The organism is Myroides sp. LoEW2-1, assembly GCF_009767705.1.
GTDB classification, from domain to species: Bacteria; Bacteroidota; Bacteroidia; order Flavobacteriales; family Flavobacteriaceae; genus Flavobacterium; species Flavobacterium album_A.
Map to the genome: position 1 here is coordinate 1 of NZ_WSPP01000272.1, position 25713 is coordinate 25713.

General features: G+C 34.3%; 19 protein-coding genes. 12 read left to right on the top strand and 7 right to left on the bottom strand.

Going from position 1 to position 25713, the window contains the following annotated elements; all coding sequences use genetic code 11:
* Positions 1 to 282: 282 nt before the first annotated feature.
* The 4 genes from argS to GOQ24_RS13950 are packed head-to-tail and all read left to right on the top strand — an operon-like array spanning position 283 to position 6699.
* Positions 283 to 2061: an arginine--tRNA ligase gene (argS, locus tag GOQ24_RS13935; RefSeq protein ID WP_160339974.1), complete on the top strand. Its 1779-nt coding sequence runs from the start codon at positions 283 to 285 to the stop codon at positions 2059 to 2061.
* Between the two features lie 60 nt (positions 2062 to 2121).
* Positions 2122 to 3612, top strand: coding sequence for a hypothetical protein (locus tag GOQ24_RS13940; protein WP_155093166.1), 1491 nt, complete (start codon positions 2122 to 2124; stop codon positions 3610 to 3612).
* Entirely contained in the window at positions 3599 to 5029 is a 1431-nt protein-coding gene (locus tag GOQ24_RS13945; RefSeq protein WP_155093157.1) for a LysM peptidoglycan-binding domain-containing protein, read from the top strand. The genes GOQ24_RS13940 and GOQ24_RS13945 overlap by 14 nt, the downstream gene beginning before the upstream one ends.
* Before the next feature lie 8 nt (positions 5030 to 5037).
* Positions 5038 to 6699 carry an MBOAT family O-acyltransferase gene (locus GOQ24_RS13950; RefSeq protein ID WP_160339975.1) on the top strand — a complete coding sequence of 554 codons (1662 nt, stop codon included), beginning with the start codon at positions 5038 to 5040 and terminating at the stop codon, positions 6697 to 6699.
* A 72-nt stretch (positions 6700 to 6771) separates the two neighbouring features.
* Here the strand turns inward: GOQ24_RS13950 and GOQ24_RS13955 are convergent, their stop codons facing one another.
* Positions 6772 to 7254: a DUF4265 domain-containing protein gene (locus GOQ24_RS13955; protein WP_160339976.1), complete on the bottom strand. Its 483-nt coding sequence runs from the start codon at positions 7252 to 7254 to the stop codon at positions 6772 to 6774.
* 166 nt (positions 7255 to 7420) lie between these two features.
* On the bottom strand, positions 7421 to 7801 hold the full coding sequence (locus GOQ24_RS13960; RefSeq protein WP_160339977.1) for a hypothetical protein: 381 nt from the start codon (positions 7799 to 7801) through the stop codon (positions 7421 to 7423).
* 392 nt (positions 7802 to 8193) lie between these two features.
* On the opposite strand from GOQ24_RS13960, the gene GOQ24_RS13965 reads away from it, so the two are divergent.
* Entirely contained in the window at positions 8194 to 8496 is a 303-nt protein-coding gene (locus GOQ24_RS13965; RefSeq protein ID WP_155093179.1) for a DUF6804 family protein, read from the top strand.
* Positions 8497 to 8924: 428 nt separating this feature from the next.
* Here the strand turns inward: GOQ24_RS13965 and GOQ24_RS13970 are convergent, their stop codons facing one another.
* Positions 8925 to 11459, bottom strand: coding sequence for a heavy metal translocating P-type ATPase (locus GOQ24_RS13970; protein WP_160339978.1), 2535 nt, complete (start codon positions 11457 to 11459; stop codon positions 8925 to 8927).
* A gap of 207 nt (positions 11460 to 11666) precedes the next feature.
* On the opposite strand from GOQ24_RS13970, the gene GOQ24_RS13975 reads away from it, so the two are divergent.
* From GOQ24_RS13975 to GOQ24_RS14000, 6 genes are all read left to right on the top strand, one after another.
* A complete protein-coding gene (locus GOQ24_RS13975) occupies positions 11667 to 12629 on the top strand; it encodes a hypothetical protein (protein WP_160339979.1) in 963 nt (320 codons plus the stop codon).
* A gap of 425 nt (positions 12630 to 13054) precedes the next feature.
* Positions 13055 to 13795: a sensor histidine kinase gene (locus tag GOQ24_RS13980; RefSeq protein ID WP_155093176.1), complete on the top strand. Its 741-nt coding sequence runs from the start codon at positions 13055 to 13057 to the stop codon at positions 13793 to 13795.
* Positions 13761 to 14471 (top strand): LytR/AlgR family response regulator transcription factor, encoded by a 711-nt coding sequence (locus tag GOQ24_RS13985; RefSeq protein WP_160339980.1) that lies wholly within the window; start codon positions 13761 to 13763, stop codon positions 14469 to 14471. Before GOQ24_RS13980 ends, GOQ24_RS13985 begins: the two co-directional genes overlap by 35 nt.
* 111 nt (positions 14472 to 14582) lie before the next feature.
* Positions 14583 to 16850 (top strand): cation:proton antiporter, encoded by a 2268-nt coding sequence (locus GOQ24_RS13990; protein WP_160339981.1) that lies wholly within the window; start codon positions 14583 to 14585, stop codon positions 16848 to 16850.
* Between the two features lie 93 nt (positions 16851 to 16943).
* Entirely contained in the window at positions 16944 to 17789 is an 846-nt protein-coding gene (locus tag GOQ24_RS13995) for a sulfurtransferase (protein ID WP_160339984.1), read from the top strand.
* 318 nt (positions 17790 to 18107) lie between these two features.
* Positions 18108 to 18656 carry an STM3941 family protein gene (locus GOQ24_RS14000; RefSeq protein WP_155093172.1) on the top strand — a complete coding sequence of 183 codons (549 nt, stop codon included), beginning with the start codon at positions 18108 to 18110 and terminating at the stop codon, positions 18654 to 18656.
* A 31-nt stretch (positions 18657 to 18687) separates the two neighbouring features.
* Here GOQ24_RS14000 and GOQ24_RS14005 read toward each other — a convergent pair whose 3' ends face one another.
* The 4 genes from GOQ24_RS14005 to GOQ24_RS14020 form a co-directional block, all read right to left on the bottom strand.
* Positions 18688 to 19386: an RluA family pseudouridine synthase gene (locus GOQ24_RS14005; RefSeq protein WP_160339982.1), complete on the bottom strand. Its 699-nt coding sequence runs from the start codon at positions 19384 to 19386 to the stop codon at positions 18688 to 18690.
* Positions 19387 to 19465: 79 nt separating this feature from the next.
* Complete coding sequence (panB, locus tag GOQ24_RS14010) at positions 19466 to 20284, bottom strand: 3-methyl-2-oxobutanoate hydroxymethyltransferase (RefSeq protein WP_155093170.1); 819 nt, start codon at positions 20282 to 20284, stop codon at positions 19466 to 19468.
* An 89-nt stretch (positions 20285 to 20373) separates the two neighbouring features.
* The gene (locus GOQ24_RS14015) at positions 20374 to 21543 is read right to left on the bottom strand and encodes an SH3 domain-containing protein (protein WP_160339983.1); all 1170 of its coding nucleotides are present in this window, start codon (positions 21541 to 21543) and stop codon (positions 20374 to 20376) included.
* A gap of 3 nt (positions 21544 to 21546) precedes the next feature.
* A complete protein-coding gene (locus GOQ24_RS14020; RefSeq protein WP_155093168.1) occupies positions 21547 to 22971 on the bottom strand; it encodes an L-serine ammonia-lyase in 1425 nt (474 codons plus the stop codon).
* Positions 22972 to 23640: 669 nt separating this feature from the next.
* Between GOQ24_RS14020 and dnaK the strand changes: the two genes are divergently transcribed.
* A complete protein-coding gene (dnaK, locus tag GOQ24_RS14025) occupies positions 23641 to 25545 on the top strand; it encodes a molecular chaperone DnaK (RefSeq protein ID WP_155093474.1) in 1905 nt (634 codons plus the stop codon).
* Positions 25546 to 25713: the final 168 nt, after the last annotated feature.

Consider the following 25713-nt stretch of genomic DNA (forward strand, 5'->3'; position numbering starts at 1 on the left):
AGAGAGAGTGTTTTTTGGTGTGCAACTCAAAGATAATTTGAGATCCTTAATTTACTCTCTTTTTTTGTACCTTTTTTTTAAACGTTTAGGACGTTATTGGTATAGGATATGAGAAGAAAGACTTAATAGTGATTTATTGATATTGTGAAATAAAAAGTAAAACTATTAAAACAGTAGTTTTACAGGTAATAGTTTATGGTTTAAAATTATATTTTCCTTAGCAACTCTTATCAATATGAGCGAAATTAAATTATCTTTGCTTCTTTAAAAAAAATAATCAAAATGACATTAAATCAGATTTTAACTCCGCAGATAGAGAAGGCTATTCAACAATTGTACGGTGCAACTGTAGATAAAGTTGAATACCAAGCGACAAGAAAAGAGTTTGAAGGAGATATTACTGTAGTTATTTTTCCTTTTTTAAGACAAATAAAGGGAAATCCAGTAGAAATTGGGACGAAGATAGGTGAGTACTTAGTAGAAAATACATCTGTAATAGAACGGTTTAATGTAGTTAAAGGTTTTTTAAATTTAGTAGTTTCAGATAGTTATTATATTGAGTTTTTTAATGCTATACGCAACGCGGAACACTTCGGTTTTGTAACACCTACTCTTGGTGATAAAGCGGTATTAGTAGAATACTCATCTCCAAACACAAATAAACCTTTGCATTTAGGTCATGTTAGAAATAACTTACTTGGATTTTCTGTAGCAGAGATATTGAAAGCTTCGGGAAAAAAGGTTTATAAAACTCAAATTATCAATGACAGAGGTATCCATATTTGTAAGTCAATGTTGGCTTGGCAAAAATATGGAAACGGGGATACACCAGAATCTACTGGCTTGAAAGGTGATAAGTTAGTAGGTAATTACTATGTGAAGTTTGATGTAGAATACAAGAGTCAAATCAAAGAATTGATGGCTCAAGGTATGTCTGAGGACGATGCTAAGAAAGAGGCTCCTATCATTAAAGAGGCTAAGCAAATGCTTGTTGATTGGGAGAATGGAGTACCTGAAGTGATAGAGTTGTGGAAAACAATGAATCAATGGGTATATGATGGTTTCGCTGTGTCGTATAAAAACTTAGGTGTAGACTTTGATAAGGTGTACTACGAGAGTAATACTTATTTGCTTGGAAAAGATGAAGTAGAGAAAGGATTAGAACAAGGCGTTTTCTTTAGAAAAGAGGATAATTCAGTTTGGATTGATTTATCAGATGAAGGTTTAGATGAGAAGTTAGTATTACGTGGAGATGGAACTTCAGTGTACATGACACAAGATATTGGTACAGCTATACAACGTGTAAATGATTTCGGAGATGTAGGAGGTATGGTTTACACTGTTGGTAATGAGCAAGACTACCACTTTAAAGTATTGTTTTTGATTCTTAAAAAGCTTGGCTTTGATTGGGCTGAGAGTTTATATCATTTATCTTATGGAATGGTAGAACTACCTTCTGGAAAGATGAAAAGTAGAGAGGGAACGGTAGTAGATGCTGATGACTTGATGCAGGAGATGACTGATACGGCTAAGAGTATCTCTGAGGAGTTAGGTAAACTTGAAGGATATTCAGATGAAGAGCGTTCTCAGTTGTTTACGACTATAGGCTTAGGTGCCTTAAAGTACTTTATTTTAAAAGTAGATCCACGTAAAGGGATGATGTTTAATCCTAAAGAATCAGTTGATTTTGCAGGAAATACAGGTCCATTTATCCAATATACTTACGCACGTATTCAATCGATCTTAAGAAAGGCTGATTTCGATTACACGACGGAGATATCAGGCATTACTTTAGATGTAAAAGAGAAAGAACTATTGAAATTACTTGAGGATTTCCCTGTTGTAATTCAAGATGCTGCACGTACACATAGCCCTGCATTAGTAGCTAATTACGTTTATGAACTGGTAAGAGAGTACAACTCTTTTTACCAAACTGTATCTATCTTAGGAGAAGAAGATACTGTATTAAGAATTTTTAGAGTACAATTATCTCATAAAGTAGGTGAAGTAATTAAAGATGCCTTTGCATTACTTGGGATTGCCGTACCTGAACGAATGTAATTATACATTTTTGTGAAAAAAGAAAAATCTTATATTATACAGTCATTTGCCATTCTAGTAATGGCAAGTGGCTTTTTTTTGTTTTTTAAGGGGAATTTACCTTCAAAGATATTTTCTGAAGCTGCTCCTAAAACTGGAAATGTCGTAATTGATAGTTTGCTTTTAGAGGCATTTGAACAAGCCAAGGAAAGCAGTAAGAAAGGGTTAGTTGATGAAGCATTAGAGGAGAAGGAAAACAGTTCTAAAGACACATTAACATCTGCTATAGGAGATGGAAATATTACCCTCATTGAAGAAGGTGATCTTTTGTCATTAGAATCAGAGGATAACTTTAAGGGGATGTTGTATTTAGAGCCCTTCTTTGAGAGACTATATGAATTAGAGCACAACAAAGGCAAGCGCGTTCGTATTGCATATTATGGCGATTCTATGACAGACGGGGATTTGATTGTTCAAGATTTGCGTAAGACCTACCAAGATACTTATGGTGGAGCTGGAGTTGGCTATATTCCCATTAATGTTGAGTCTGCTAAATCAAGGGGATCTATTGTTCATAGATATTCAGCAAACTGGAAAGTTCAATCATTTCTTAATGTAAAAAGACCAATGAGACCCTTCGGTGTCTCTGGACAAGTATTCTTTATAAAAGACACTGTAAAAGACACTTGGATTAGTTTGCAGGCTGGAAATATTAGAAATATGACCAGTTTGAATTCTCCAACTCTTTATTATGGGGCCTCGAATAATAAAAAGGGTAAAGTTAAAGTTATAATAGATAGAGATACTGTTGTAAAAGACTTAGCTATTAATGGTGAGTTGAATAGTTTGAAACTTTCAAATAGAAGTTTAAGACAGATCAAGTTGATGTTTCAATCGGCAGATTCAATTCCTATTTACGGTATAGATGTAAGTGCTTATAATGGTGTTCAAGTAGATAACTTTTCAAGTAGAGGAAACTCAGGTTTGCCATTGTCTTTATTTCGAGTGAGTTTGATGCAGAAGTTTCAACGTAGTTTAGATTATAATCTTATTATACTTCACTATGGAACTAATGTGCTTAATTATGGTTCACTTGATTACAGATGGTATACTAAGCAAATGGGAGTTGTGGTAAATCACTTGAAACAGTGTTTTCCAAATGCGGCTATTTTAGTAATATCGACTGCAGATAAGTCAAGCAAGAAGGACATGAAGATGCAAACTGACCCAGCAGTTGTACCGTTGGTAAAAGCACAGCGTAAGTATGCAATGGAGAACCATGCAGGTTTTTTAAATCTATATGAAGCTATGGGAGGAGATGGTTCAATGGTTAAATGGGTAGAGGAGTCTCCTAATCGTGCAAACAAGGACTATACTCACTTCAATCATCGTGGAGCACAAGATATAGCTAAGTTGATTTATCAACAGTTAGATGAAGGGTATAAAGAGTATAGGACTAAACGCCACAAGAAAGAAGGAATAAAAGAAGAAAGTAGTGTTGATTCATTACAACAAAAAGAAAAAGAAGAAAATACAACTGTAGTAGACACTGTTGAGAATGGTAAAAAGTAAAATTGCTCTTGTTCTGAGTAGCATTTTTTGGGGAACTTGTGCTTTTGCACAAGAAAATTTAATTAAGTATCAAGTTAATTCAGATTCAGATCTTGATAGCATAAGTGCTGTTGACCAGGAAGAGGGAAACCGTATATATTATGATGACCGATTATATGAGTTTTTTCAGAAACTATATGAGCTTGATTCTTTAAAGGAAGGTAAGGTCAATATTGTACATATTGGCGATTCACATATTCAAGCTGATTTTTTTACAGGAAAAATGAGAAAACTATTGCAATCCCGTTTTGGAAATGGTGGGTTGGGATTTGTTTTTCCTTATAGATTGGCAAAGACGAATGGTAACTCTATCGTGCGTTATACATCAAATGTAGACTGGGAAAGTAGAAGAAATATTTATCCTGTTAACGGTGCTAACGTTGGTTTAAGTGGGATTGCACTTTCGACTAATAATAAAAACTTAGTTATCGAAATGAATATTCGCGATAACGAATATAGTTTTTCGCGCATGAAAGTTTTTACTCCGACTGAAGATCAATTGTTTAATTTAGGTAGTACTGATAAACAATTGAGTTTAGAGTCTGGTGTTCCTAAGAAAGTAAATCACATTATCAAGAGTGGAGAATCTCTGTCGAGTATTGCCAGAAGATATGGAACCTCTGTGATTGATTTGAAACGCATTAATAAGTTAAAAACCAGTACCATTCACCCAGGTAGAAGTTTATCTATACCTACTCCAGAAAGAGAGCCTGTAGTGGTTAATCCTGAGGTTTTTAATAGAGTAGATGCTACTCAAGCAGAAGGTTATTACGACTTCACATTTGATAGAGAGCAAAATCGCATCTATTTTTATTCAAATGAGGAGAAGGAGTTATACGATTTGAACGGAATTGTTTTAGAGAACGATAGAGCGGGACTGCTATATCACAGTATAGGAGTAAATGGCGCTCGATATTCAGATTACGGAAAGTATCCTCTGTTCTTTGAACAGTTAAAGGGATTAGAACCAGATTTGCTGGTTTTATCAATGGGTACTAATGAGGCATTTGACAAAATGAGTCCAGCTGATTTTCAAAATCAGGTAAATATTTTTCTTAAGAAAGTAAAAGAACACTTACCAAAAGTAAATGTTCTAATAACAACCCCACCTCCGAGTTATTTTTCTAAAGGGAATGTCAATACGGTAGCAACTGAGTTATCAAATGAATTAACCATTAACGGCCTGGAAAATAACTATGCTGTATGGGATTTGTACTTTAATTTGGGAGGAAATTTAGGTCTGCAAGAGTTGCAAGATCAGGGAATGTTAGCTCGTGATTTAGTACATTATTCAGTGAAGGGATATGAGTATTCTGCTGATTTATTCTTTGATGCTTTAATCGAGGCATATCAAAAATTTTGTGAGAAAAAGAAATAATGTTGTTCATGAGTTTATTTAATATAGAAATACCTTCGGTTTCATGGGATGATGTTATCCATTGGTTTACATTTAATCCAAAGGAGCCTTTGCTGTTTAATTCAGCTTTGTTTTTGGGGTTATTTATCGTTTTTTATCTATTCTATATTTTAATGAGGAAGACTTTCCATGTGCGATTATTGTATGTGGTACTGTTTTCTATATTTTTCTATTACAAGTCGAGCGGTATGTATTTTTTAATACTGGTCGGTTCTTCTTTAATGGACTATTATTTTGCGAAAATAATTAATGATACTTTAAACGAGACGAAGAAGAGAACTTTGTTGACGGTTAGTATTATCGTTAACCTGGGAATGTTAGGATATTTTAAATACACGAACTTCTTCTTAGATGGTGTTAATTTCTTTGCTGAAACTGGCTTTCATATCGATGATATAATCTTGCCTGTAGGTATTTCGTTTTTTACTTTTCAATCGATCAGTTATATAATAGAAATTTACCGCAAGGAAATCGAACCAACGAAGAACTTTTTAGACTACTTGTTCTTTATATCGTTCTTTCCTCAATTGGTTGCAGGACCAATTGTACGAGCAAAAGATTTTATTCCTCAGATTTATGAAAATATAAAGGTTACACGTGATAATGTAAATGAAGGATTATTATTGATTGTCGGAGGATTACTCAAAAAGGCTGTTATCTCTGATTACATCTCTATTAACTTTGTTGACCGTGTATTTGATTCGCCGAATAGTTATACTGCTTTTGAGAACTTAATGGCATCTTATGGGTATGCGATTCAGATTTATTGTGATTTCTCTGGATATTCAGATATGGCTATCGGTATTGCATTATTGTTAGGGTATCGTTTGCCAATGAACTTTAATGTACCATATCAATCTACGTCAATTACTGAGTTTTGGAGACGTTGGCACATATCACTTTCTACTTGGTTAAAGGATTTCTTGTATATCACAGTAGGGGGGAATAGAAATGGTAGTTTTGGAGGATTCTTCTTTCCCTCTCTTTTCTTTGTAGGGGTTTTAGGTTGGGGAATATACTATTATAAGACCAGCGCTATTCCGTTGTTAATAGCCATAGGATCAATAATTGTATTTGGTGTTACTATTTTGTTTTCAAAAGAGAGAAAGAAAAGCTTGTTTACCAATTTCAACTTGTTGACTACCATGTTACTTGGTGGATTATGGCACGGAGCAAGTTTGCGATTCATCGTTTGGGGAGCACTTCACGGTATAGCATTAGCTGTACATAAGATTTTTATGGAGTTGTTTCCAAGAGCAAAAGGTAAAGAACCTTCGTTTGTATGGAAAGTTATGTCTATAGTGATAACTTTTCATTTTGTTACATTTTGTTGGATCTTCTTTAGAGCGAGATCATTTGATACGGCATTAGATATTATTTATAATATCGGTAAAATAGATTGGGATTTACATGCTTGGATGGTGATAATAGATGGATATAAAAACGCCTTCTTGTTAATCTTAATAGCATTTGTATGGCATTTTATACCAAAGAAATGGATGGAAATTCCACATCAGTTGTTTAATACAGCTCCAGTATTTGTGAAGTCTGTGTTTTTAGGCTTTATATTTTGGGTTGTTTACGCGACAGCTACTGCAGGTCCACAACCATTTATTTACTTCCAGTTTTAAAGAGTTTGAATCAAAATATAGTCGAACCTATAATACAAAAAAAGCACTACAATCTGTAGTGCTTTTTTTGTATTATTTTGTGCGTAAATCAGCTTGGTGTTTAGGCGATAACATCGGTTCAGCAAATGAGATGACCTCTTCTTCTTCTAATGCACTTAAAATGGCGTATACGTTTTTATAATTTGTTTGAAGAGGAATGCTAATTACAAAGTAATAATCATCTACTAATTCTATTTCTGTATTAGCATATAGGATTTCATTGTATAGATCTTCTCGATTGTATTTCTCTTTTTGGACAATGACTTGAACAGTACTATTGCCCGAATAACTTTCTATATGTTGTATTACCAACCTTTTGTCGGCATCTTGTATTGAAGCATAAACCACATCTTCACATGAAAGTTCTGGTCCATAATAGGGAATATTATCTATTTTATATAAACCTTTGCTGGCATCAATTACAACTCCCCAAAGTACTTCTTCCGTATTTTTTTCTAATACTTCACTATAATACTTTACTACTACTTGTTCTAACTGTTCTAACTGTTCTTTCATTTCAGAATAATATTCGGATTATTTATTTATAAGAGTAGGTATGTAACCTAATTCAGTTGCAAAGATAAAAGGTAAAAGGGATTTAGTATAATGCGATTTCACAATAAATAAAAAAGTTATTAACCCTTTTGATAGCAATAGAGAGCTTGTAGAACAGGAAGTGCCTTTATCTGTTTAGTTTAATTTCTTCTGTATATTCGAAGATGCCATAGACTAATAAGTCAATTTCATAGTGATTCGCATACGATTTGCCATACTCAATCAGTGTAGTATAGATATTATTTTCTGAAGATTGGATTAATTGATAGGCATAATCAATCATTCCTTCTATATAGTTGGCCTGTATATTTAGTGTACGCAATTTTCTCTTTGCCAGTGTATTTATATCTTCAATTGGCATTCCTTGCGTTGTTGATAAGCCTAAACTGTATCCATAGTAAACCATACCAAAAACGACAATCATTGTTTCACTTTTGTCATCCCATAAGGGACTGTTGACAACTTGATGGAACAAAAAATCTGTTTTTTGACGGAATTTACTTTTCATGGCTACTACATATAGTTGAATTCACAGGCGTATATACTGACAATAGATGCCTATCTAATAACCCCTAAAACCTAATGTTGATACGTGTTTGAGTTGTGTAGAATGACAAAAAGTCTATTTGTTTTTTATAAACTGTATAATTATCTGTTAAAGATACTTTTAATTTTTCGAAGTAAGTAATAATGTTAATTTTTTAATTTAGAATATTAAGTTTTTTTTGATTAAATAGAATGTATTCTGAAGGAGTTTTATTAAAATGCAATCATTCTTTTGGTTACTAAAGACATACTTTATTTGTTTATTGTTATTCTTGGGATTAATTAACTTGTTAATTATTAGATATATAGGTTTTTTATGGCTAAATTTATAGAACAACTATAAAACCAAATATCATGGAAAAAGCTTTAAAAATCATAGTAGCTGTATTATTGATATTTACAGTATTCTCTTTACCTCCAGACTTGTACCGTTTTGTAAGCCTAATTGTAATGGTGTCTTTGGGTATTTTAGCTTACAATTCTCATGTGAACAAGAAGCTAATAGAAGTTTTAACGTATATCGTATTAATTGTTATTTTTCAACCTTTTTATACTGTTACCATTTCACCTATACTTTGGAAATCGATTACCATTTTAGCAGTACTTTATCTGATTGGCAGTAGTTTTTTCAATTTGAATAAAGTGGAAAAACAGTAAACGTACGCGTTTCATCGCTCTATTTATACCTAAAAGGTATAGAAGTGCTTTGTTTTAGCCTATTGTGATTTCATCAAATTATTAATAATATGCGCTATGTATTGTGAAATATTAGTGTGTTTTGAATAGTATGGTTAAATAATATTTGTGATTACTATTTTTTTAATTAAATAAAGGTAAAATTATTCAATGCTTGTTAAAATTGTTATATAAATTGTATATTGCAGTAAGCTATTCGTAGAAAGAATAAAAATCCTACTGTGTATTTGGGATAGAAAGTAGAGTGGGGACATATTTTCTATCGTTAACTAGATATGACAAGGTAAAGGTCACTTGTACAAGTGACCTTTTTTGTTGCTTTATGCTATATAAAAAGCCATTAATAATCTATTAATGGCTTTTTAATTTTATGCAAACGAAACTGTGATTTACAGCTTTAGACCCTTTAGTCTTAGTGAGTTTGTAATTACTGAGACAGAACTAAAACTCATTGCTAAAGCGGCTATCATCGGTGATAAAACGATTCCAAAAACAGGATATAGTACTCCTGCTGCAATTGGAATACCAACTGAATTGTATATAAAGGCAAAGAATAAGTTTTGCTTAATATTTCGCATTACTCCATGACTTAGGTTAATAGCTTTAGGGATACCAATTAGATCTCCTTTTAGCAGTGTGATTTCTGCACTTTCAATAGCCACATCAGTTCCTGTACCCATAGAGATACCTACGTTGGCCTGTGCTAAAGCTGGGGCGTCGTTAATACCGTCACCTGCCATAGCTACAACTTTTCCTAATTCTTGCAATTTTTTGATTTCGTTCAATTTATCCTCCGGCATTGCTTCGGCTAAGAAGTGTTTGATATTTAACTCATCTGCTACAGCTTTGGCTGTATTGGGATTATCTCCAGTAATCATAATTACCTCGATACCTTTACTTTGCAAGTCTTGAACAGCCTTTTTACTGGATTCCTTGATTTTATCATATAGTACAGCATAACCAATAATATTGTTGTCTTCTGCAATATAAGATACTGTTTTACCCAAGTTTTGTTCTGCACTTACTTTAAGTTCTAACTCACTACTTACCTCAGCTTGTACAGTTTCCATTAAAGCTTTGTTCCCCAATGAGATTCTTTTCTTGTCTACAACTCCTTGTATTCCTTTACCTGTCACGTTGTTAAACATTTTAATGGAACTTAAGGACAATCCCTTTTCTTTTGCTTTATTGGTAAAAGAAGTTGCAAGTGCGTGTTCACTATTTTGATTTAATGAAGCTGTTAGATGCAATAAATCATTTTCAGAATAACCTTCTACTATGGATACAATTTTCTCTACAGAAGGCTTACCTTCAGTTAAAGTACCTGTTTTATCAGTAATTAAAACATTTACTTTATTGGCTGTTTCAAGTGCTTCTGCATTTTTGATAAGGATACCATTTTGAGCTCCTTTACCTATACCTACCATTATAGACATTGGTGTTGCCAATCCTAATGCACATGGACACGCAATAATTAAAACAGCTAAAGCATTGACAAAAGCGTATGCAAGTTTTGGTTCTGGTCCAAGTGTTTTCCACAAGATGAACGTGATGATAGAGATCAACACTACAGTAGGCACAAAATACTTAGCTACTTTATCTGCTAATTTTTGGATCGGTGCTCGAGAACGGCTTGCGTTATTAACCATTTCGATGATTTGCGATAAGAGTGTTTCATCTCCTACTTTCTCTGCAATCATTAGGAATGAACTATTGCCATTTATTGTTCCCGCAACTACTTTATCACCTTTAGTTTTATGAACAGGGATAGGTTCTCCAGAAATCATTGATTCATCAATACTACTGTCTCCTTCAAATATAGAACCATCAACTGGTATTTTTTCTCCTGGTTTTACACGTAATTTATTTCCTTTGACAATTTTTTCAAGAGCGATTACTTCTTCTCCCGATTCTGTCACTAAGGTAGCATCAGTAGGAGATAGCTTAAGTAATTCTTTTATTGCCGAATTTGTTCTACTATGAGCCTTAGCTTCCATTACTTGTCCTACAAGAACTAAAGTTAAAATAACAGCAACAGACTCGAAGTATAAGTGTATTCCGTGTTCTCCTTTAAAGTCTTCAGGGAATAGGTTTGGGAAGAATAAGGCTACAACGCTAAATAATAGTCCTGCAGCTGATCCTAATCCAATTAAACTAAACATGTTTAGATTCCACGTTTTAAAAGAGACCCATGCTCTGGTAAAGAACATCCAACAAGCGTATACTACTGGTAAAGTAAGTAGCAATTGTAGGTAGTTATTTATGTGATGAGGAACAACTTTACCTATTGGATCTCCTGGTATCATAGACCCCATGGCTAAAATAAAGACAGGTATTGTAAAAAGAACTGATATTCTCAGTTTCTTAAGCATATCTGTGTATGTAGTATCCTCTGGTTCTATGCTAATTGTTTTGGCAACTAATGCCATACCACATTTAGGACAATCTCCTGGTTCGTCATAGGTTTTGTCTCCTTCACAAAGCATTGGACAGTAATAAACTGTTTTCTCGATTTTAGCAGCAGGTATCTGCTCTAAATTCATACCACAAACAGGACATCCTACGTTAGTGTCATATACTTTATCTCCTTCACATAGCATTGGGCAGAAGTATTTACCTGCTTTATCAGCCATGTTATCGGGAATTTCTTGTTGGTATTTATCCTCCTCACTGATTTCGATAGCAGGTAGGATTTCTTGTGTACCATCTTCTTTTGTAACTATTTCTTGCAAGATATAGTTACCTTTTTGTAACAATGCCTTTTGTAGAGTTTTCGTATCTATGTCGTGATGTAACTCTAAGTCTGCTTGTGCATCTTCTAATGAAACGTGAGCGTGTACGCCGTGAACTGTGTTTAGTGTTTCTTCCACCTTAGTCCTACAGCCATTACAAGTCATCCCACTTACTTTATATTGCTTTTTCATATCTAAAAACTAATAATCTTAATTTATACATACAAAATTCGTTTAAATTGATTAATTCCTGTTATACAATTATGGAAATTGGTTATATATTTTTATTGTTAATCATTGGATAGGTATTGTAGATCAGTGAATAAGCAATTGAGCTGCCTTTTAGAATTGAGTACAAAGGATATTTTGTACTTTCGTACTTATTAAAAGAGAAAGCGTATGAAAAAGAGGATTAGTCTTGTGCTTATTATCGCTGTGGTGTGTATAGGTTGTAAGCAAAGTAAAAAACCTACTGAGATTTATGGTAAGGTGAAACCTGAGATAAAGAAAGAGGCCTTCTCGGAGGGATTACTTACTTATGAATTAAGCATAAGTGATTCTATAGTAGATACCTTTATCAAAGACAAAGTTGCTCAAGCACCTACGAACATAAATGCTTTATTGGATAAATACAAAGGAAAGCCTGAGGATAAGAAATACATTGAGAATTTCTTTGAGAATACCCCTGACTTTTTAAAGCGCTATGGTAAATTACCTTTTATAAAAAATACAGTAAGCATAGCAGGATATAACGTAAATAGTTATAGAGAAGGGTTAACTTATTTGTATGAATTGGAAATGAATGAGTTGCAAGGTCAAGGAAGTGGGTTTATTGGGCGAAATAGGAGTATGTTATCTCCAGAACAGGGCGTAAACTTTTCGATTAGAAAAGAGCAAGTGGAGCAAATAGACCGTCACTTCTTAATAGTTATCGATGAAAACAACTATACAAGAGAAGAACGAGAAACGGATATGAAAGTAGCAGGGTATGAAGTAAAAGAAGTGCTTTACCAACTCAAAGAAGAGTTGCGTCATACTGCTGATTTGTGTACTCCTTTAGAGCTAACTGTATATACAAGTAAGGGTGTAAGTGCTTTGGTTAATTCTGCTCTACCTGTACAATTGCCTCGTGAAGGTTATGGGGTTTTGAAGGCAGAGGTTCGCTTTAGAGATTCTTCTGTTGATCCTTTTTATTTTGTGATAGAAGCTAAGGCTGTCGTGGTAAGGGAGCTGTTGATGGGGGAAAAGTCAATAGTGAATTATTCCAAGGAGTTTACAGCATTAGATGAGTCTAATAGCAATGAAGTGTATAAAGCGGTTTTTGAAAAGTATATCATCGAACCTACGATGAATTCAAAGTAAACAACTCTGGTGAATACTGCTGTAATTGTATTTTAAAATTGGTAGAAGTAAAATTCCAATAGTTGATTGTTTCGGCTCTCTTTGAATCTTTATTTCATTTAGGTTGATAGGTTGGTTTATCAGATGAGATTTTTACTAATTTTGATAACAATAAGTGCGATGTTTGATATTAATGAAATAATCAAAGCCTAATATTCGGTGTCATACCTTAATGTTTTTTTGAATAGGTCAATCGCGCAAAGGACTAATTAGAGAAGTCCCTTTTAGTGATTCTTGTGATTAAGCAGTCTTTTTTTAAGTGAGATTAGCCAAAGGGCATGATTTTAGCTCGAGTGAAATAATAATTGACAAACGTCACTGTATTATTCATTTTGTCTTGTTCAAAGTTTACTTCTTCTTATTTTTGTATTAAATAACAGATTCAAATGAATGTATATTTTATCATTATCATCATACTACTTTTAGTTATTATCGGTATTTTACTTTACTTGTTAATTCGCTCTAATCGTTCAAGAGTGTATTTCGAAAAGGAGCAAGATCTCCTAAATAGCAAGTTAAAGTATTTTCAGTTGGAATCTTTAGAGTCAAGATTGGACCCACATTTGTTTAAGAATATCTTGAATTCGGTACAATCCCTTGCATACCAAACCTATTATGCATTAGATAAGATGGCAGGAGTTATGGATTATATTATGTACGATAGCCAAAAGAAGTTTGTATCACTTAGAGAAGAGCACGATTTTGCAATTAAATTAATTGATATCAATAAGATTAAACTGAATCCTTTGTTTCGATTGGATGTTCGTTCGGTGATACAAGAAGGAGAACTCTTATATGATGAGGACTTGGTTGCTCCTTTGATCTGTGTGGAGTTAATCGAGAATGCTTTTAAACACGCAGATTTACAAAGTTCAGACTCTTTTATCTCAGTATTGTTCAAAATGAAGAAAGGACAGTTTGATTTGATTGTTTCCAATAAAGCATCAAGTAAAAAGGGATTAGAAAAAGAACATGGGGGATTTGGTCTTAGTGCCTTACAGCAGCGACTTGAGTTAATTTACGGCTCTTATTTTAAATTAGAAAAATCATTTGATTCACAAGTATATACAATGCACCTAAAACTTAACTTATATGACTTCAAAGATAAAATGCATACTCTTAGATGATGAACTTTTAGGATTAAAGTATTTAAAGATGCTTTGTGAACAAATTCAAGAATTAGAAATTGTAGCAGTCTTTGATAATCCGCTTGTGTTTTTAGAACAACAAAAACAGTTGAATTATCAATTGTTGATTTTAGATATTAATATGCCTCAAATAGATGGTTTGTCAGTAGCTCAGCTTGTTCCAACAAAAGGAATAATATTTACTACAGCCTATAAAGAATATGCAGTTGAAGCCTTTGAAATAGATGCTATTGATTATTTGACAAAACCCTTGCGAAAAGATCGATTGCTAAAAGCTGTACACAAAGCTATGCGAAGTATAGAAAAAGAGGAGAAACCATTATTTATTACTTCCAATACCAATAAAGGAAAAGCAGTAATTTACTTTGAAGATATATTATTGATAACTACCTCAGAAGACGATCCTCGAGATAAGGAAGTATTATTAATTAATGATGGGCGTATTACCCTGAAGAATATTTCACTGGATAAGTTATTAGAAGTTCTGCCCCACGGGTTATTTGTCAGAGTTAATAAGCGAGAGATAATTGCTTATAAAGCTGTGCAATTCTTTAGTTATGATGAAATCACTACTACTATTTTAGACGTTAATAACAAGCCTTTATTAGTTACTATTGGAGCTGCTTTCAAATCAGATTTTTTAGCAAATATGTAACTTGTTACACATTTTTCTACTTTCATTACAAAACTATAGTTTATCACTACATTGTATAAGAAATACAAGGATAAATGGTAGATGTTTGCTTGAATTAAAACAACTACTAAAATGGAGAAATATAGAAATTCGCTATTGTATTTAGGATTAATAGGAGGGGGATTAGGCTCAATGTATTGGGTGGTAAATAAAGGCGCTGCATTGGAGCACAATGTTGTTAAGGTTGTATCTGAGTTAGGGCCTTTTGAAAACTTTCTCAATACACTAAAAGATAATCTTCATCATCCATTAGCATTACTATTAGCTCAAATAGTTACAATAGTACTGGTTGCAAGGGCATTTGGTTGGTTTTGTAAGAAAATTGGTCAGCCTTCTGTTATAGGAGAGATTATTGCTGGTATAGCCTTAGGACCTTCCTTTGTGGGAATGCACTTCCCCGAGTTTTCAGCAGTTTTATTTCCAGAGGCTTCTTTGGGAAACCTTAGTTTCTTGAGTCAGATAGGCCTTATTCTCTTTATGTTTGTTATAGGGATGGAATTAGACCTGAAAGTATTAAAGAATAAGGCGCATGATGCTGTACTTATCAGTCATGCAAGTATTATTATCCCCTTTGCTTTGGGAATGATTTTAGCCTATTTTATATTCACTTCTTTTGCTCCAGATGGAGTAGAGTTTTTATCTTTTGGATTGTTCTTGGGTATTTCAATGAGTATCACAGCTTTTCCTGTTTTGGCTCGTATTGTACAAGAGAGAGGATTGCACAAGAGTAGAATTGGTACTATTGTTATTACCTGTGCAGCTGCAGACGACATTACAGCTTGGTGTTTATTAGCAGCAGTAATCGCTATTGTACAAGCAGGTAGTTTTGTGAGTTCACTATACATTATTGTATTAGCAGTTGTGTATGTATTTGTTATGCTGCGTTTTGTACGTCCTTTTTTGGCGAAAGTAGGAAAGAATCAAAGCAATGGGAAAGGAATGTCTAAGTCTTTTGTTGCAATCTTTTTATTAACTCTTATTATATCTTCTTATTGTACAGAGGTTATTGGAATACACGCATTGTTTGGCGCTTTTATGACAGGAGCGATTATGCCTGATAATATTCGATTCAGAGAAATGTTTATGGAAAAGGTAGAAGACATAGCTGTTATTCTTTTTTTACCTTTATTCTTTGTCTATACTGGACTTCGTACAGAGATAGGATTATTAAATGAACCTTATTTATGGAAAGTAACGGCTGTTATTATTCTAGTGGCTACTGTAGGAAAGTTCTTAGGAAGTGCGCTGACAGCCAAGTTTGTTGGGATATCTTGGAAAGATAGTTTGACTATAGGTGCACTTATGAATACCAGGGGACTTATGGAATTAATTGTTTTAAATATAGGTTTCGATTTAGGTGTATTGACTGGAGAAATCTTTGCTATGATGGTTATTATGGCTTTGGCAACCACCTTTATGACTGGGCCACTGTTAGATTTGATCAACTTTATCTTTGGTAAGGATAAAGTTGAAAGTGAGGTGTCTATTGTCAATGCAAAGGGGAATTACCAGATTTACATGTTTTTTGATGCCATTAGTAAACCCAAAGATTTGTTGAAATTAGCACATAGTTTTGTAGGTAATAATAAGCTGAGTACAAGTATCACAGCTATGCACTTAATAGATAGTACAGAGGTAAGTGCTTATAGTGCTGGAGCTTATGAGGAGGAAATGTTTGAACCCATTATTCAAGAAGCGCAAGAGCTTAATCAAGAGGTTCATACACTATATAAAGTGTCTACTGATGTCGAAACAGATATTGTCGAAATTATTAATGAAGATACATGCGATTTATTTTTAACAGAGATGGGGTATTCTATTTATCGCGGGACATTATTGGGTAATATCTTAGGATTTACAACTCGAATAATCAATCCGAATGTATTAATAAATAAAGTAACTGGTAGAGAGCGTTTGTTTGAACAATCTATTTTTGATGTTCGCACAGAACAGATTCTAAATAACAGTAAAGTACCTGTAGGGGTTTTTATCAATAAAGATTTCCAAAAAGTAGATCAAGTTATATTGCCAGTTTTTACAAAAGCTGATCTGTCCCTATTAAAGTTTGCGCAGAAGTGGATTGCAAATTCTAATGCTCAAGTAACAGTGTTAGATGCAATGGGAGAATTAGATCAATATGTGGACTTTAAAGAGCAAATTAGGCTGATTGAACAGTATAAACCAAACCATATCCGAGTGATCAAAAAAAGAACGATTCGCAAGGATTTTATTGAAGAATACGATATAATGCTTATTGGTTTGGACAGTTGGAAAAAGTTAATTGGTACGAGAAGTCGTTGGTTAAATTACGCTCCTTCAATGTTAATTGTTAAGTCCTAAGCACCTGTATAAAAATAGTGTTATTCCCATTCTTTTTAGGAGAAAATAGTTTACATTAGAAAACTATTAATAATCTAAATGTATCTTATGAAAGTGAAACCGATCATCGAGCAAGACGAGCTTTTCATGTTAATACAAAAACAATACTCAAATCTAATTATTGTAGATGCGAGTAATCACAAGCAAGCTAGAGAAAACTATGAAAAGCAACATATTCAAGGGGCTATATTTGTTGATGCAAATGAGCAATTGGCAACTATAGGGGATGATGCAGCAATCGGTGGTAGACATCCTTTACCCAGTGTTGAAAAGTTTGCCAAGGTGTTACAAGAGTTAGGAATATCGAAGCGCAGTCATGTTGTTATCTATGATGATAAGTATGGCGGTAATTCAGCTGCTCGCTTTTGGTGGATGTTAAAAGCTGTAGGACACGACAATGTACAGGTATTAAATGGAGGGTATCAATCAGCTGTATCGAGTAAATTACCTATGAGTAATCAAGTTACCGTACACAAACCTACTGAGGAATACGCTGTGACTTCATGGGAACTGCCAATTGCAGAAATAAAGGAACTGGTTGGCAATTCACAGAGTGAGGACTATTTAGTTATAGATGTTAGGGAACCTAATCGTTACAAAGGCATTAGTGAACCAATAGATGAGGTAGCTGGACATATCCCAGGCGCTGTTAATATTCCTTTTATGTCAAACCTCGATGAGAATGGTTGTTTTTTACCTTCTGATATGCTTAAGGCTAAGTACAAAGAATTACTAGAGAATTTTGATACGGATAAAACTATAGTGCATTGTGGTTCTGGAATAACAGCATGTCATACACTATTGGCTATTGCGTCAGCAGGTCTGCCTATACCAAAGTTATATGTAGGGTCATGGAGTGAATGGTCAAGAAGTGAAAACCCTATAGCAACTGATAAATAAGGGTGAGTTTACTTATAGTGTATTTTGAATCTCATTGCAAATAAAGATTTGTTCAAGCACAAAGGGAGTATTTATAGGAAGCTGCTTAGAGGTCGACTAAGCAGCTTTTTATATATAAACGAAATTAGGTTACTATCAATCTGTGTGAATTACAGTAAGCTTAAAGAGTATTGGAGGCGTCTTGTAAGAGTGCACTCATAGACTATTGATAAGTTTCATATCGATGGGAGTACACTTTATTATAGACTCCTATCGTGTAGGAGCATCTAAATATTAACTAAATAACGTCTAAATTACTACATTTACAAGAAAAAGAGAATGAAAGAAAATAAAGAAGTTGTTATTCCGCTTAGCAAGCAAAAGATTGTTTTATTGATATTGATAGGTGCTGTATTTGTTGGGTTGGGGATTTGGTTCGTTGCATTTCCTCCTCCAGGAAATCACATGCTACTTAGCAATCCCTACTTATTGGGTATTGTGGGTGCAATGTCTATTGTATTTGGAAGCTTAGTAATGTTTTTTCTAATTAAGAAAATGTTAGATACAAAACCAGGTATGGTAATTAATAGGGAGGGAGTCTTCGATAATGCGACTGCTGTTTCAGCGGGATTAATTCCTTGGGAAGACATTGTAGGTATAGAAGAAGTAAGAGTTTTCTCGGAGACTTTTATTCTAATTATGGTGCGCAATCCTGAGCAATATATAGAAAAGGTAGCTAATGTTTGGAAGCGTAGAATGGTAGCGTCTAATTGTAAACACCACGGCACTCCAATCAGTATTTCTACAAATGCATTAAAGATAACGAGGAGTAAACTATTAGCTTTGCTTTTAGAAGAATTTGACAGATATAAATGCACACAAAGTTAAAAGGCTTTTCATCAGTGAAAAGCCTTTTGTTTTATTTAGGTTCTATATTGTTCCATATTACTTCATCAGGAGTAGGAGCTACTATTGTAAGTGTCTCTTTGGTCACTGGATGAATAAAGGTAAGTTGGCGTGCATGTAAGTGTATTCCTCCATCAGGATTACTGCGATCAGCACCGTATTTTAAATCTCCCTTGATAGGGCATCCAATAGCTGCTAATTGACAGCGTATTTGATGATGGCGACCAGTGTGTAGATCAATTTCTAAAGTAGAATAAGTTTTTAATTGATGAAACATCTTATAGGTCAACTTCGCTTTCTTGCTATTAGGTACTTCTTTCTTATGTGCCTTAGAAGTGTTGTTCTTCGAGTTTCGCACTAAGAAGTGTTCTAAAGTATCCTCTATTTTTGGAGGAGCATCTTTGACTATAGCCCAATAGGTCTTTTGTGTTTCTCTGTTTTTGAAAGACTCATTTAAGCGAGTTAGAGCTTTCGAAGTTTTGGCAAATAACACAATACCAGAAGTAGGTCTATCTAAGCGATGTACTACACCTAAATACACCTCTCCTGGCTTATTGTATTTTTTCTTTAAATACAATTTTACAATTTCACTTAAAGGCATGTCTCCGGTTTGATCTCCTTGAACAATATCTCCTACGCGTTTATTTATGACAATAATGTGATTGTCTTCGTGTAGTACTTGTAAGTTATCAGGGGTAGAAACAATTTTCATCTGTAATATTTTTAAACAAAAATATCCTTTTAATTTTAAAAAGGATATTTAAGTTATGATAATGCGTTATTTTTAATAATTAGTACTGTTCGTTTTCATTAGGGAAATCTACAGCTTTGACATCATCTACGTATTGAGCAACTGCTTCTTTCATTTGCTCATAGATATTTAGATAACGACGCAAGAATTTAGGATTAAACTCATGAGTAAGACCTATCATGTCGTGAATTACAAGTACTTGACCATCTACACCGTTTCCAGCTCCAATACCAATTACTGGAATTGAAATACTTTCAGCCACTTTTTTAGCTAATGCTGCTGGTATTTTTTCAAGTACAACTGCAAAACAGCCAATTTCTTCAAGCATTTTAGCATCTTTAATTAATTGCTCTGCTTCTTGTTCTTCTTTCGCTCGTACAGTGTACGTTCCGAATTTATAGATCGATTGAGGAGTAAGACCTAAATGTCCCATCACTGGAATACCAGCATCAAGGATGCGTTTAATTCCTTCTTTTATTTCTTCTCCACCTTCCATTTTTACAGCATGTGCTCCACTTTCTTTCATGATGCGGATAGCAGATCGCAAGGCTTCTTTGGGATCTGATTGATAAGAACCAAATGGTAAATCCACTACGATTAACGCCCTATCTGCTCCTCTTACTACTGATTGAGCGTGATAGATCATCTGATCAAGAGTGATAGGCAATGTTGTTTCGTGTCCAGCCATTACATTACTTGCTGAGTCACCTACTAACATCACATCTACTCCACCTGCTTCTAATACTTTAGCCATTGAATAATCATAGCAAGTCAACATTGAAATTTTCTCTCCGTTGGCTTTCATATCAATAAGTGATTTTGTTGTCACTTTTTTATAATCTTTTTTTGCTACTGACATTTTGTTGCGTTTATTGTGATTTGTAAAGGTAAATAAAATACAATAACATCAAATTTATTTTACTCTAAACCCTTTTATAATAAATAGATTTAACAAGATATAAAAGATTCTACTTTGAATAACTTGTTATTTTTGAATTGAAACTTGTAAGACATTCCTATTCGCTCAATAAGATATGTCTGCTCGACAGGATTATATGACGTGATTAATCCTTTGCCAATCTGTAAGAAATCCCCTTCAGAGGTATTTTCGTTTAAGAGAGAATGATTAATTTTAAACTGATTAGCATTGATCATGGACAATTCTCTTACTTTGTGTTTCTCATTGAAGTCATTGACAATAAATAGGGCTGAATTAAAATTTGATAGACTCTCATAATCACCTAATGTGCAATCTTCTAAATCGTCAAAGGAATCTAAGGAGTATCCAATAGTAGCCTGCACAAATTCTTTGTCAAAGCCTTCTTGAGGCTCTATTGCTCCTTGGATGACAAAACCAAAGTCTTTATTCTTATACAGTTTTTCAACGATCTTGGTTCCCCCTTTTTTGGGTATGGCTTTGTGCATTTCTAACAGTAGTTTAGATTGATTGGCTAAACTGGTCAATTCATTTGTTTCAGCATATTCAATAAATATTTCCAAAGCTTTTATGATATCCTTTGTTGAACTATTCCATGCTAATTCTAAAATGCGCTCAGCATATTTCTTTTGCTCATCAGTTGTATTGACAGCGTTGTATTGTGAAATCAATTGGTCAAGATTGGGCCTATTACCGATAAAAGAAGCGGGAATAAAGCCTTTCTCTCCCAAGTAATTAATTTCTACATACTCGTTTTCATCTTTTGGGAAATAGGATAGTACAATAGGAGTACCATTTAATACAGTGCCTAATACTTTCGCAGTCTGTTGAGGATACTCTCTTACTTTTAGACCTGCCACTACAGTATATAAGTGAGGACCGTTTAAGTACTCATCTTTATCTATAATCGGAGCAGGAGAAGGTATTCTCTTGGAGTTATAGGTCAGTTGTATATTATTGCTTTTTTCTACGTAAACAGGAGGTACGTAATCTCTATATATTTTATAGTACTTATCTGTTTCCTCATAGGAAGCTATAGTACTACCATCGAGAAATACACCTGCTTCAACTGTCAATTCAGTATCTTTAAAGGCAATAGAGGGCGCATTGACATACAACTTTTCTTGTGCCATTATATAGTTCACTGTCATTAACAATGACGCTAAAATATATCTTTTCATCTATTAACAGTCCGATAAGTTTACTGCTACAGCAAGTCCACCCTCTGAGGTTTCTTTGTATTTTGTATTCATATCCTTTGCCGTTTCCCACATTGTATTTACTACTTTATCCAAGGGAACTTTAGCATTTTTGGGGTCAGTATCTAAGGCAAGTTCAGCCGCATTAATAGCTTTGATAGCACCCATTGTATTTCTTTCAATACAAGGTACTTGTACTAATCCTCCAATAGGGTCACAAGTTAGTCCCAAATGGTGTTCCATAGCGATTTCGGCAGCAATCATTACTTGCTCAGGAGTTCCTCCCATTAATTCACATAAGGCTCCAGCTGCCATAGCACTTGATACACCTATCTCAGCTTGACATCCTCCCATAGCCGCAGAGATTGTAGCACCTTTTTTGAAAATACTCCCAATTTCTCCAGCAACCATCAAGAACTGTTTAATTTCTTTATCACTTGCTTTGTGATTCTCAATAACTAAGTAATACATCAGTACTGCGGGGATAACACCTGAACTACCATTTGTAGGGGCGGTAACTACTCTCCCTAAAGAAGCGTTCACCTCGTTAACAGCAAGAGCAAAACAGCTCACCCACTTTAATATTTGTCTGAAGTATACCTTCGTTTTTCTTATGGTTCCAAGCCATTCAACTGGTGTATTATACGGTAATTCACCTTTGAGTTTTACGTGCATATCATATGCTCTACGGCGAACATTTAATCCTCCAGGTAATACACCTTCCGTATGACATCCAATATACATGCACTCCAACATGGTGTTCCATACTCGGAGTAATTCATTGTGAATTTCTTCTTCTGTGCGCAATGACTTTTCATTCTCATAGACAATCTCCGAAATTGACTTTTCTTCTTGTTTGCAGTAGGCTAATAATTCAGTAGCTTTTTCTATAGGAAATGGGAAGCTTGACTTAATCTCATCGTTTTCTGGATTATGTGCCGATTCTTCTTTTACAACAAATCCTCCACCAATAGAGTAAAAAGTAGATTCATATGAATCTCCTCCTTCATATTCTACTGTAAATGTCATTCCATTTGCGTGGAAAGGCAAGAAGTTTTTATTGAACACAATATCTGTTTCAGGGATGAAGTTAATATACATTTCTCCTCCCAAATGTAGCGTTTGAGATTCTTTAATTCGAGTGATAATATTGCTTATATCCTCAACAGGTACATATTCTGGATCAGCGCCACTTAAACCTAACATAACTGCTAAGTCAGTTGCGTGTCCTACGCCTGTGAGAGATAAAGATCCGTAAAGATCAATTCTTAAGTGATAAACTTTGTTGAATATTAAGCGTTCACGCAGTTCTTTTAAGAATTGTTCTGCTGCTCTCCAAGGACCAAGGGTGTGTGAGCTCGATGGTCCAACACCTATTTTGAGCATGTCAAATACAGAAATACATTCCATAAAGTTGTTTAGTTTTAGTATTACGAAGATAGCCAAATTCTAAGCAGCCGCAACTTTTTCTAACGCTATTTAACTTCGCAAATTGAGGCAATAGAATATGCGGATTTTATGCATTTAAAAATACTGTATCAAGGTATGTCATTTTACTTGAATGTTAAAAAATAACAGTGCGTAATTTTAAGATTTATGGATTGGACGCGGTGTTTATAGAATTCCTTTATCAGGGTCAGGAGAAAGTCGAGGGTTTACCTCTTATACTACTTTGCTTACTCTAAAGAAAGGGGATAAGGTTTATCCAATGGTCTTTTTGAATAATCCATATGGAAATGGAAATGTATTTTTAGAGGGAGTTCAAGAAGGGTCAGCAGGAAAAGGTGTATTGACTAACCTAAGTGTTACGAAGTATTAAATGATATAGGTAAAGGATAAGAAAAGCCAGATTAGAAATTCTAATCTGGCTTTTTTTATGTCAGTAAATTACTGACGAAATAGGATTGATTTAGTCGATGAGTAAATGAAGTAGTGACATTATGGCATTATGAAATGGTTAAAACTGACTAAAAACCGACAAATAGTTCTTTTTTTTCTGTTGGCACAAAGATTGTCTAATCAGTAAGCGAGTTGCAAACTCATTAAAAGAATTGTAAAAAATAAACTATAAAAGATATTATGAGTAAAATAATTGGTATTGACTTAGGGACTACGAACTCATGTGTTTCAGTAATGGAAGGTAATGAACCAGTAGTAATTTCAAATGCAGAAGGAAAAAGAACTACACCTTCAGTTGTAGCATTTGTAGAAGGAGGAGAAATAAAAGTTGGAGATCCTGCAAAACGTCAGGCAGTAACTAACCCAACTAAGACTGTTGCTTCTATTAAGAGATTTATGGGAGAAAAATTCAGTTCAGCTGGTAAGGAAGTTGATGCTGTACCATACAATGTAGTGAAAGGAGATAATGATACACCACGTGTAGATATCGATGGTCGTTTATATACTCCACAAGAGATTTCTGCAATGACTCTTCAAAAAATGAAGAAAACAGCAGAAGATTTCTTAGGACAAGAAGTTTCAGAAGCTGTAATTACAGTACCAGCATATTTTAATGATGCACAACGTCAAGCGACTAAAGAAGCTGGTGAAATTGCAGGATTAAAAGTAAGACGTATTATTAACGAGCCTACTGCGGCTGCGTTAGCATACGGATTAGATAAAAAAGGAACAGACCAAAAAGTAGTAGTATATGACTTAGGTGGTGGTACATTCGATATCTCTATCCTTGAGTTAGGAGACGGTGTATTCGAAGTATTATCTACTAATGGAGATACTCACTTAGGAGGAGATGACTTTGACAACGTAATCATCAATTGGTTAGCAGACGAGTTTAACGCTGCTGAAGGAGTAGATTTACGTAAAGATGCTATGGCATTACAACGTTTAAAAGAAGCTGCTGAGAAAGCAAAAGTTGAGTTGTCATCTGCTACACAGACAGAGATTAACTTACCTTATGTTACAGCTACGGCTTCAGGACCAAAACACTTGGTACAAACATTGACAAGAGCTAAATTTGAGCAATTATCAGATGATTTAGTACGTCGTTCTATGATTCCTTGTGAGAAAGCTTTAAAAGATGCAGGTTTATCTAAATCTGATATCGATGAGGTAATCTTAGTAGGAGGATCTACGCGTATCCCAAGAATCCAAGAAGAAGTAGAAAAATTCTTCGGTAAAAAACCACACAAAGGAGTTAACCCAGACGAGGTTGTAGCTATTGGTGCTGCTATCCAAGGAGGTGTATTAACAGGAGATGTAAAAGACGTATTATTATTAGACGTTACACCACTTTCATTAGGTATCGAAACTATGGGAGGTGTATTCACTAAATTGATTGAGTCTAACACAACGATTCCTACTAAGAAATCTCAAGTGTTCTCTACTGCTGCAGATAACCAACCATCGGTTGAAATCCACGTATTACAAGGAGAAAGACCAATGGCTAACGATAACAAGACAATCGGTCGTTTCCACTTAGATGGTATTCCACCAGCACAAAGAGGGGTGCCTCAAATCGAAGTAACTTTCGATATTGATGCTAACGGTATTATCAAAGTATCTGCTACAGATAAAGGAACTGGTAAATCTCACGATATTCGTATCGAAGCTTCATCTGGATTAACTGAAGAAGAAATCCAAAGAATGAAAAAAGAGGCAGAAGCAAATGCTGATGCTGATAAAAAAGCGAAAGAAACAGTAGATAAAATCAACGAAGCTGATGGTATGATTTTCCAAACAGAAAAACAACTAAAAGAATTCGGAGATAAGTTATCTGAAGGAAATAAATCTAATATCGAAGGTGCTTTAGAGGAGTTGAAAAAAGCGTACGAAACAAAAGATATCGACACTATTCAACCAGCTTTAGACAAAATCAATGAGGCTTGGAAAGCAGCTTCTGAAGAAATGTACAAAGCACAAGCTGAAGGACAACAAGCAGGTCCTCAACAAGGACAGCCAAACCAAGGAGGTGACAACAATGCTTCTGATGGTGCACAAGATGTAGATTACGAAGAGGTAAAATAAGAACCCTTAAGTTATTTATAGTTATAATTGAGAAGAGGGTGTCCCAAAAGGTCACCCTCTTTTGTGTTATATAAAACGTTACTTTTCTCTTAGATTAAAAGTTCTTGCAATTAAAACGAGTTTTAGACTTATAATTTGTCATTTTTCGTTTATCAGTCTCTTTTTTAG

Bases quoted from the DNA above. Each gene is read 5' to 3' on its own strand.
- argS (WP_160339974.1), top strand. From the start codon at position 283: ATGACATTAAATCAGATTTTAACTCCGCAGATAGAGAAGGCTATTCAA.
- GOQ24_RS13940 (WP_155093166.1), top strand. From the start codon at position 2,122: ATGGCAAGTGGCTTTTTTTTGTTTTTTAAGGGGAATTTACCTTCAAAG.
- GOQ24_RS13945 (WP_155093157.1), top strand. From the start codon at position 3,599: ATGGTAAAAAGTAAAATTGCTCTTGTTCTGAGTAGCATTTTTTGGGGA.
- GOQ24_RS13950 (WP_160339975.1), top strand. From the start codon at position 5,038: ATGAGTTTATTTAATATAGAAATACCTTCGGTTTCATGGGATGATGTT.
- GOQ24_RS13955 (WP_160339976.1), bottom strand. From the start codon at position 7,254: ATGAAAGAACAGTTAGAACAGTTAGAACAAGTAGTAGTAAAGTATTAT.
- GOQ24_RS13960 (WP_160339977.1), bottom strand. From the start codon at position 7,801: ATGAAAAGTAAATTCCGTCAAAAAACAGATTTTTTGTTCCATCAAGTT.
- GOQ24_RS13965 (WP_155093179.1), top strand. From the start codon at position 8,194: ATGGAAAAAGCTTTAAAAATCATAGTAGCTGTATTATTGATATTTACA.
- GOQ24_RS13970 (WP_160339978.1), bottom strand. From the start codon at position 11,459: ATGAAAAAGCAATATAAAGTAAGTGGGATGACTTGTAATGGCTGTAGG.
- GOQ24_RS13975 (WP_160339979.1), top strand. From the start codon at position 11,667: ATGAAAAAGAGGATTAGTCTTGTGCTTATTATCGCTGTGGTGTGTATA.
- GOQ24_RS13980 (WP_155093176.1), top strand. From the start codon at position 13,055: ATGAATGTATATTTTATCATTATCATCATACTACTTTTAGTTATTATC.
- GOQ24_RS13985 (WP_160339980.1), top strand. From the start codon at position 13,761: ATGACTTCAAAGATAAAATGCATACTCTTAGATGATGAACTTTTAGGA.
- GOQ24_RS13990 (WP_160339981.1), top strand. From the start codon at position 14,583: ATGGAGAAATATAGAAATTCGCTATTGTATTTAGGATTAATAGGAGGG.
- GOQ24_RS14000 (WP_155093172.1), top strand. From the start codon at position 18,108: ATGAAAGAAAATAAAGAAGTTGTTATTCCGCTTAGCAAGCAAAAGATT.
- GOQ24_RS14005 (WP_160339982.1), bottom strand. From the start codon at position 19,386: ATGAAAATTGTTTCTACCCCTGATAACTTACAAGTACTACACGAAGAC.
- panB (WP_155093170.1), bottom strand. From the start codon at position 20,284: ATGTCAGTAGCAAAAAAAGATTATAAAAAAGTGACAACAAAATCACTT.
- GOQ24_RS14015 (WP_160339983.1), bottom strand. From the start codon at position 21,543: ATGAAAAGATATATTTTAGCGTCATTGTTAATGACAGTGAACTATATA.
- GOQ24_RS14020 (WP_155093168.1), bottom strand. From the start codon at position 22,971: ATGGAATGTATTTCTGTATTTGACATGCTCAAAATAGGTGTTGGACCA.
- dnaK (WP_155093474.1), top strand. From the start codon at position 23,641: ATGAGTAAAATAATTGGTATTGACTTAGGGACTACGAACTCATGTGTT.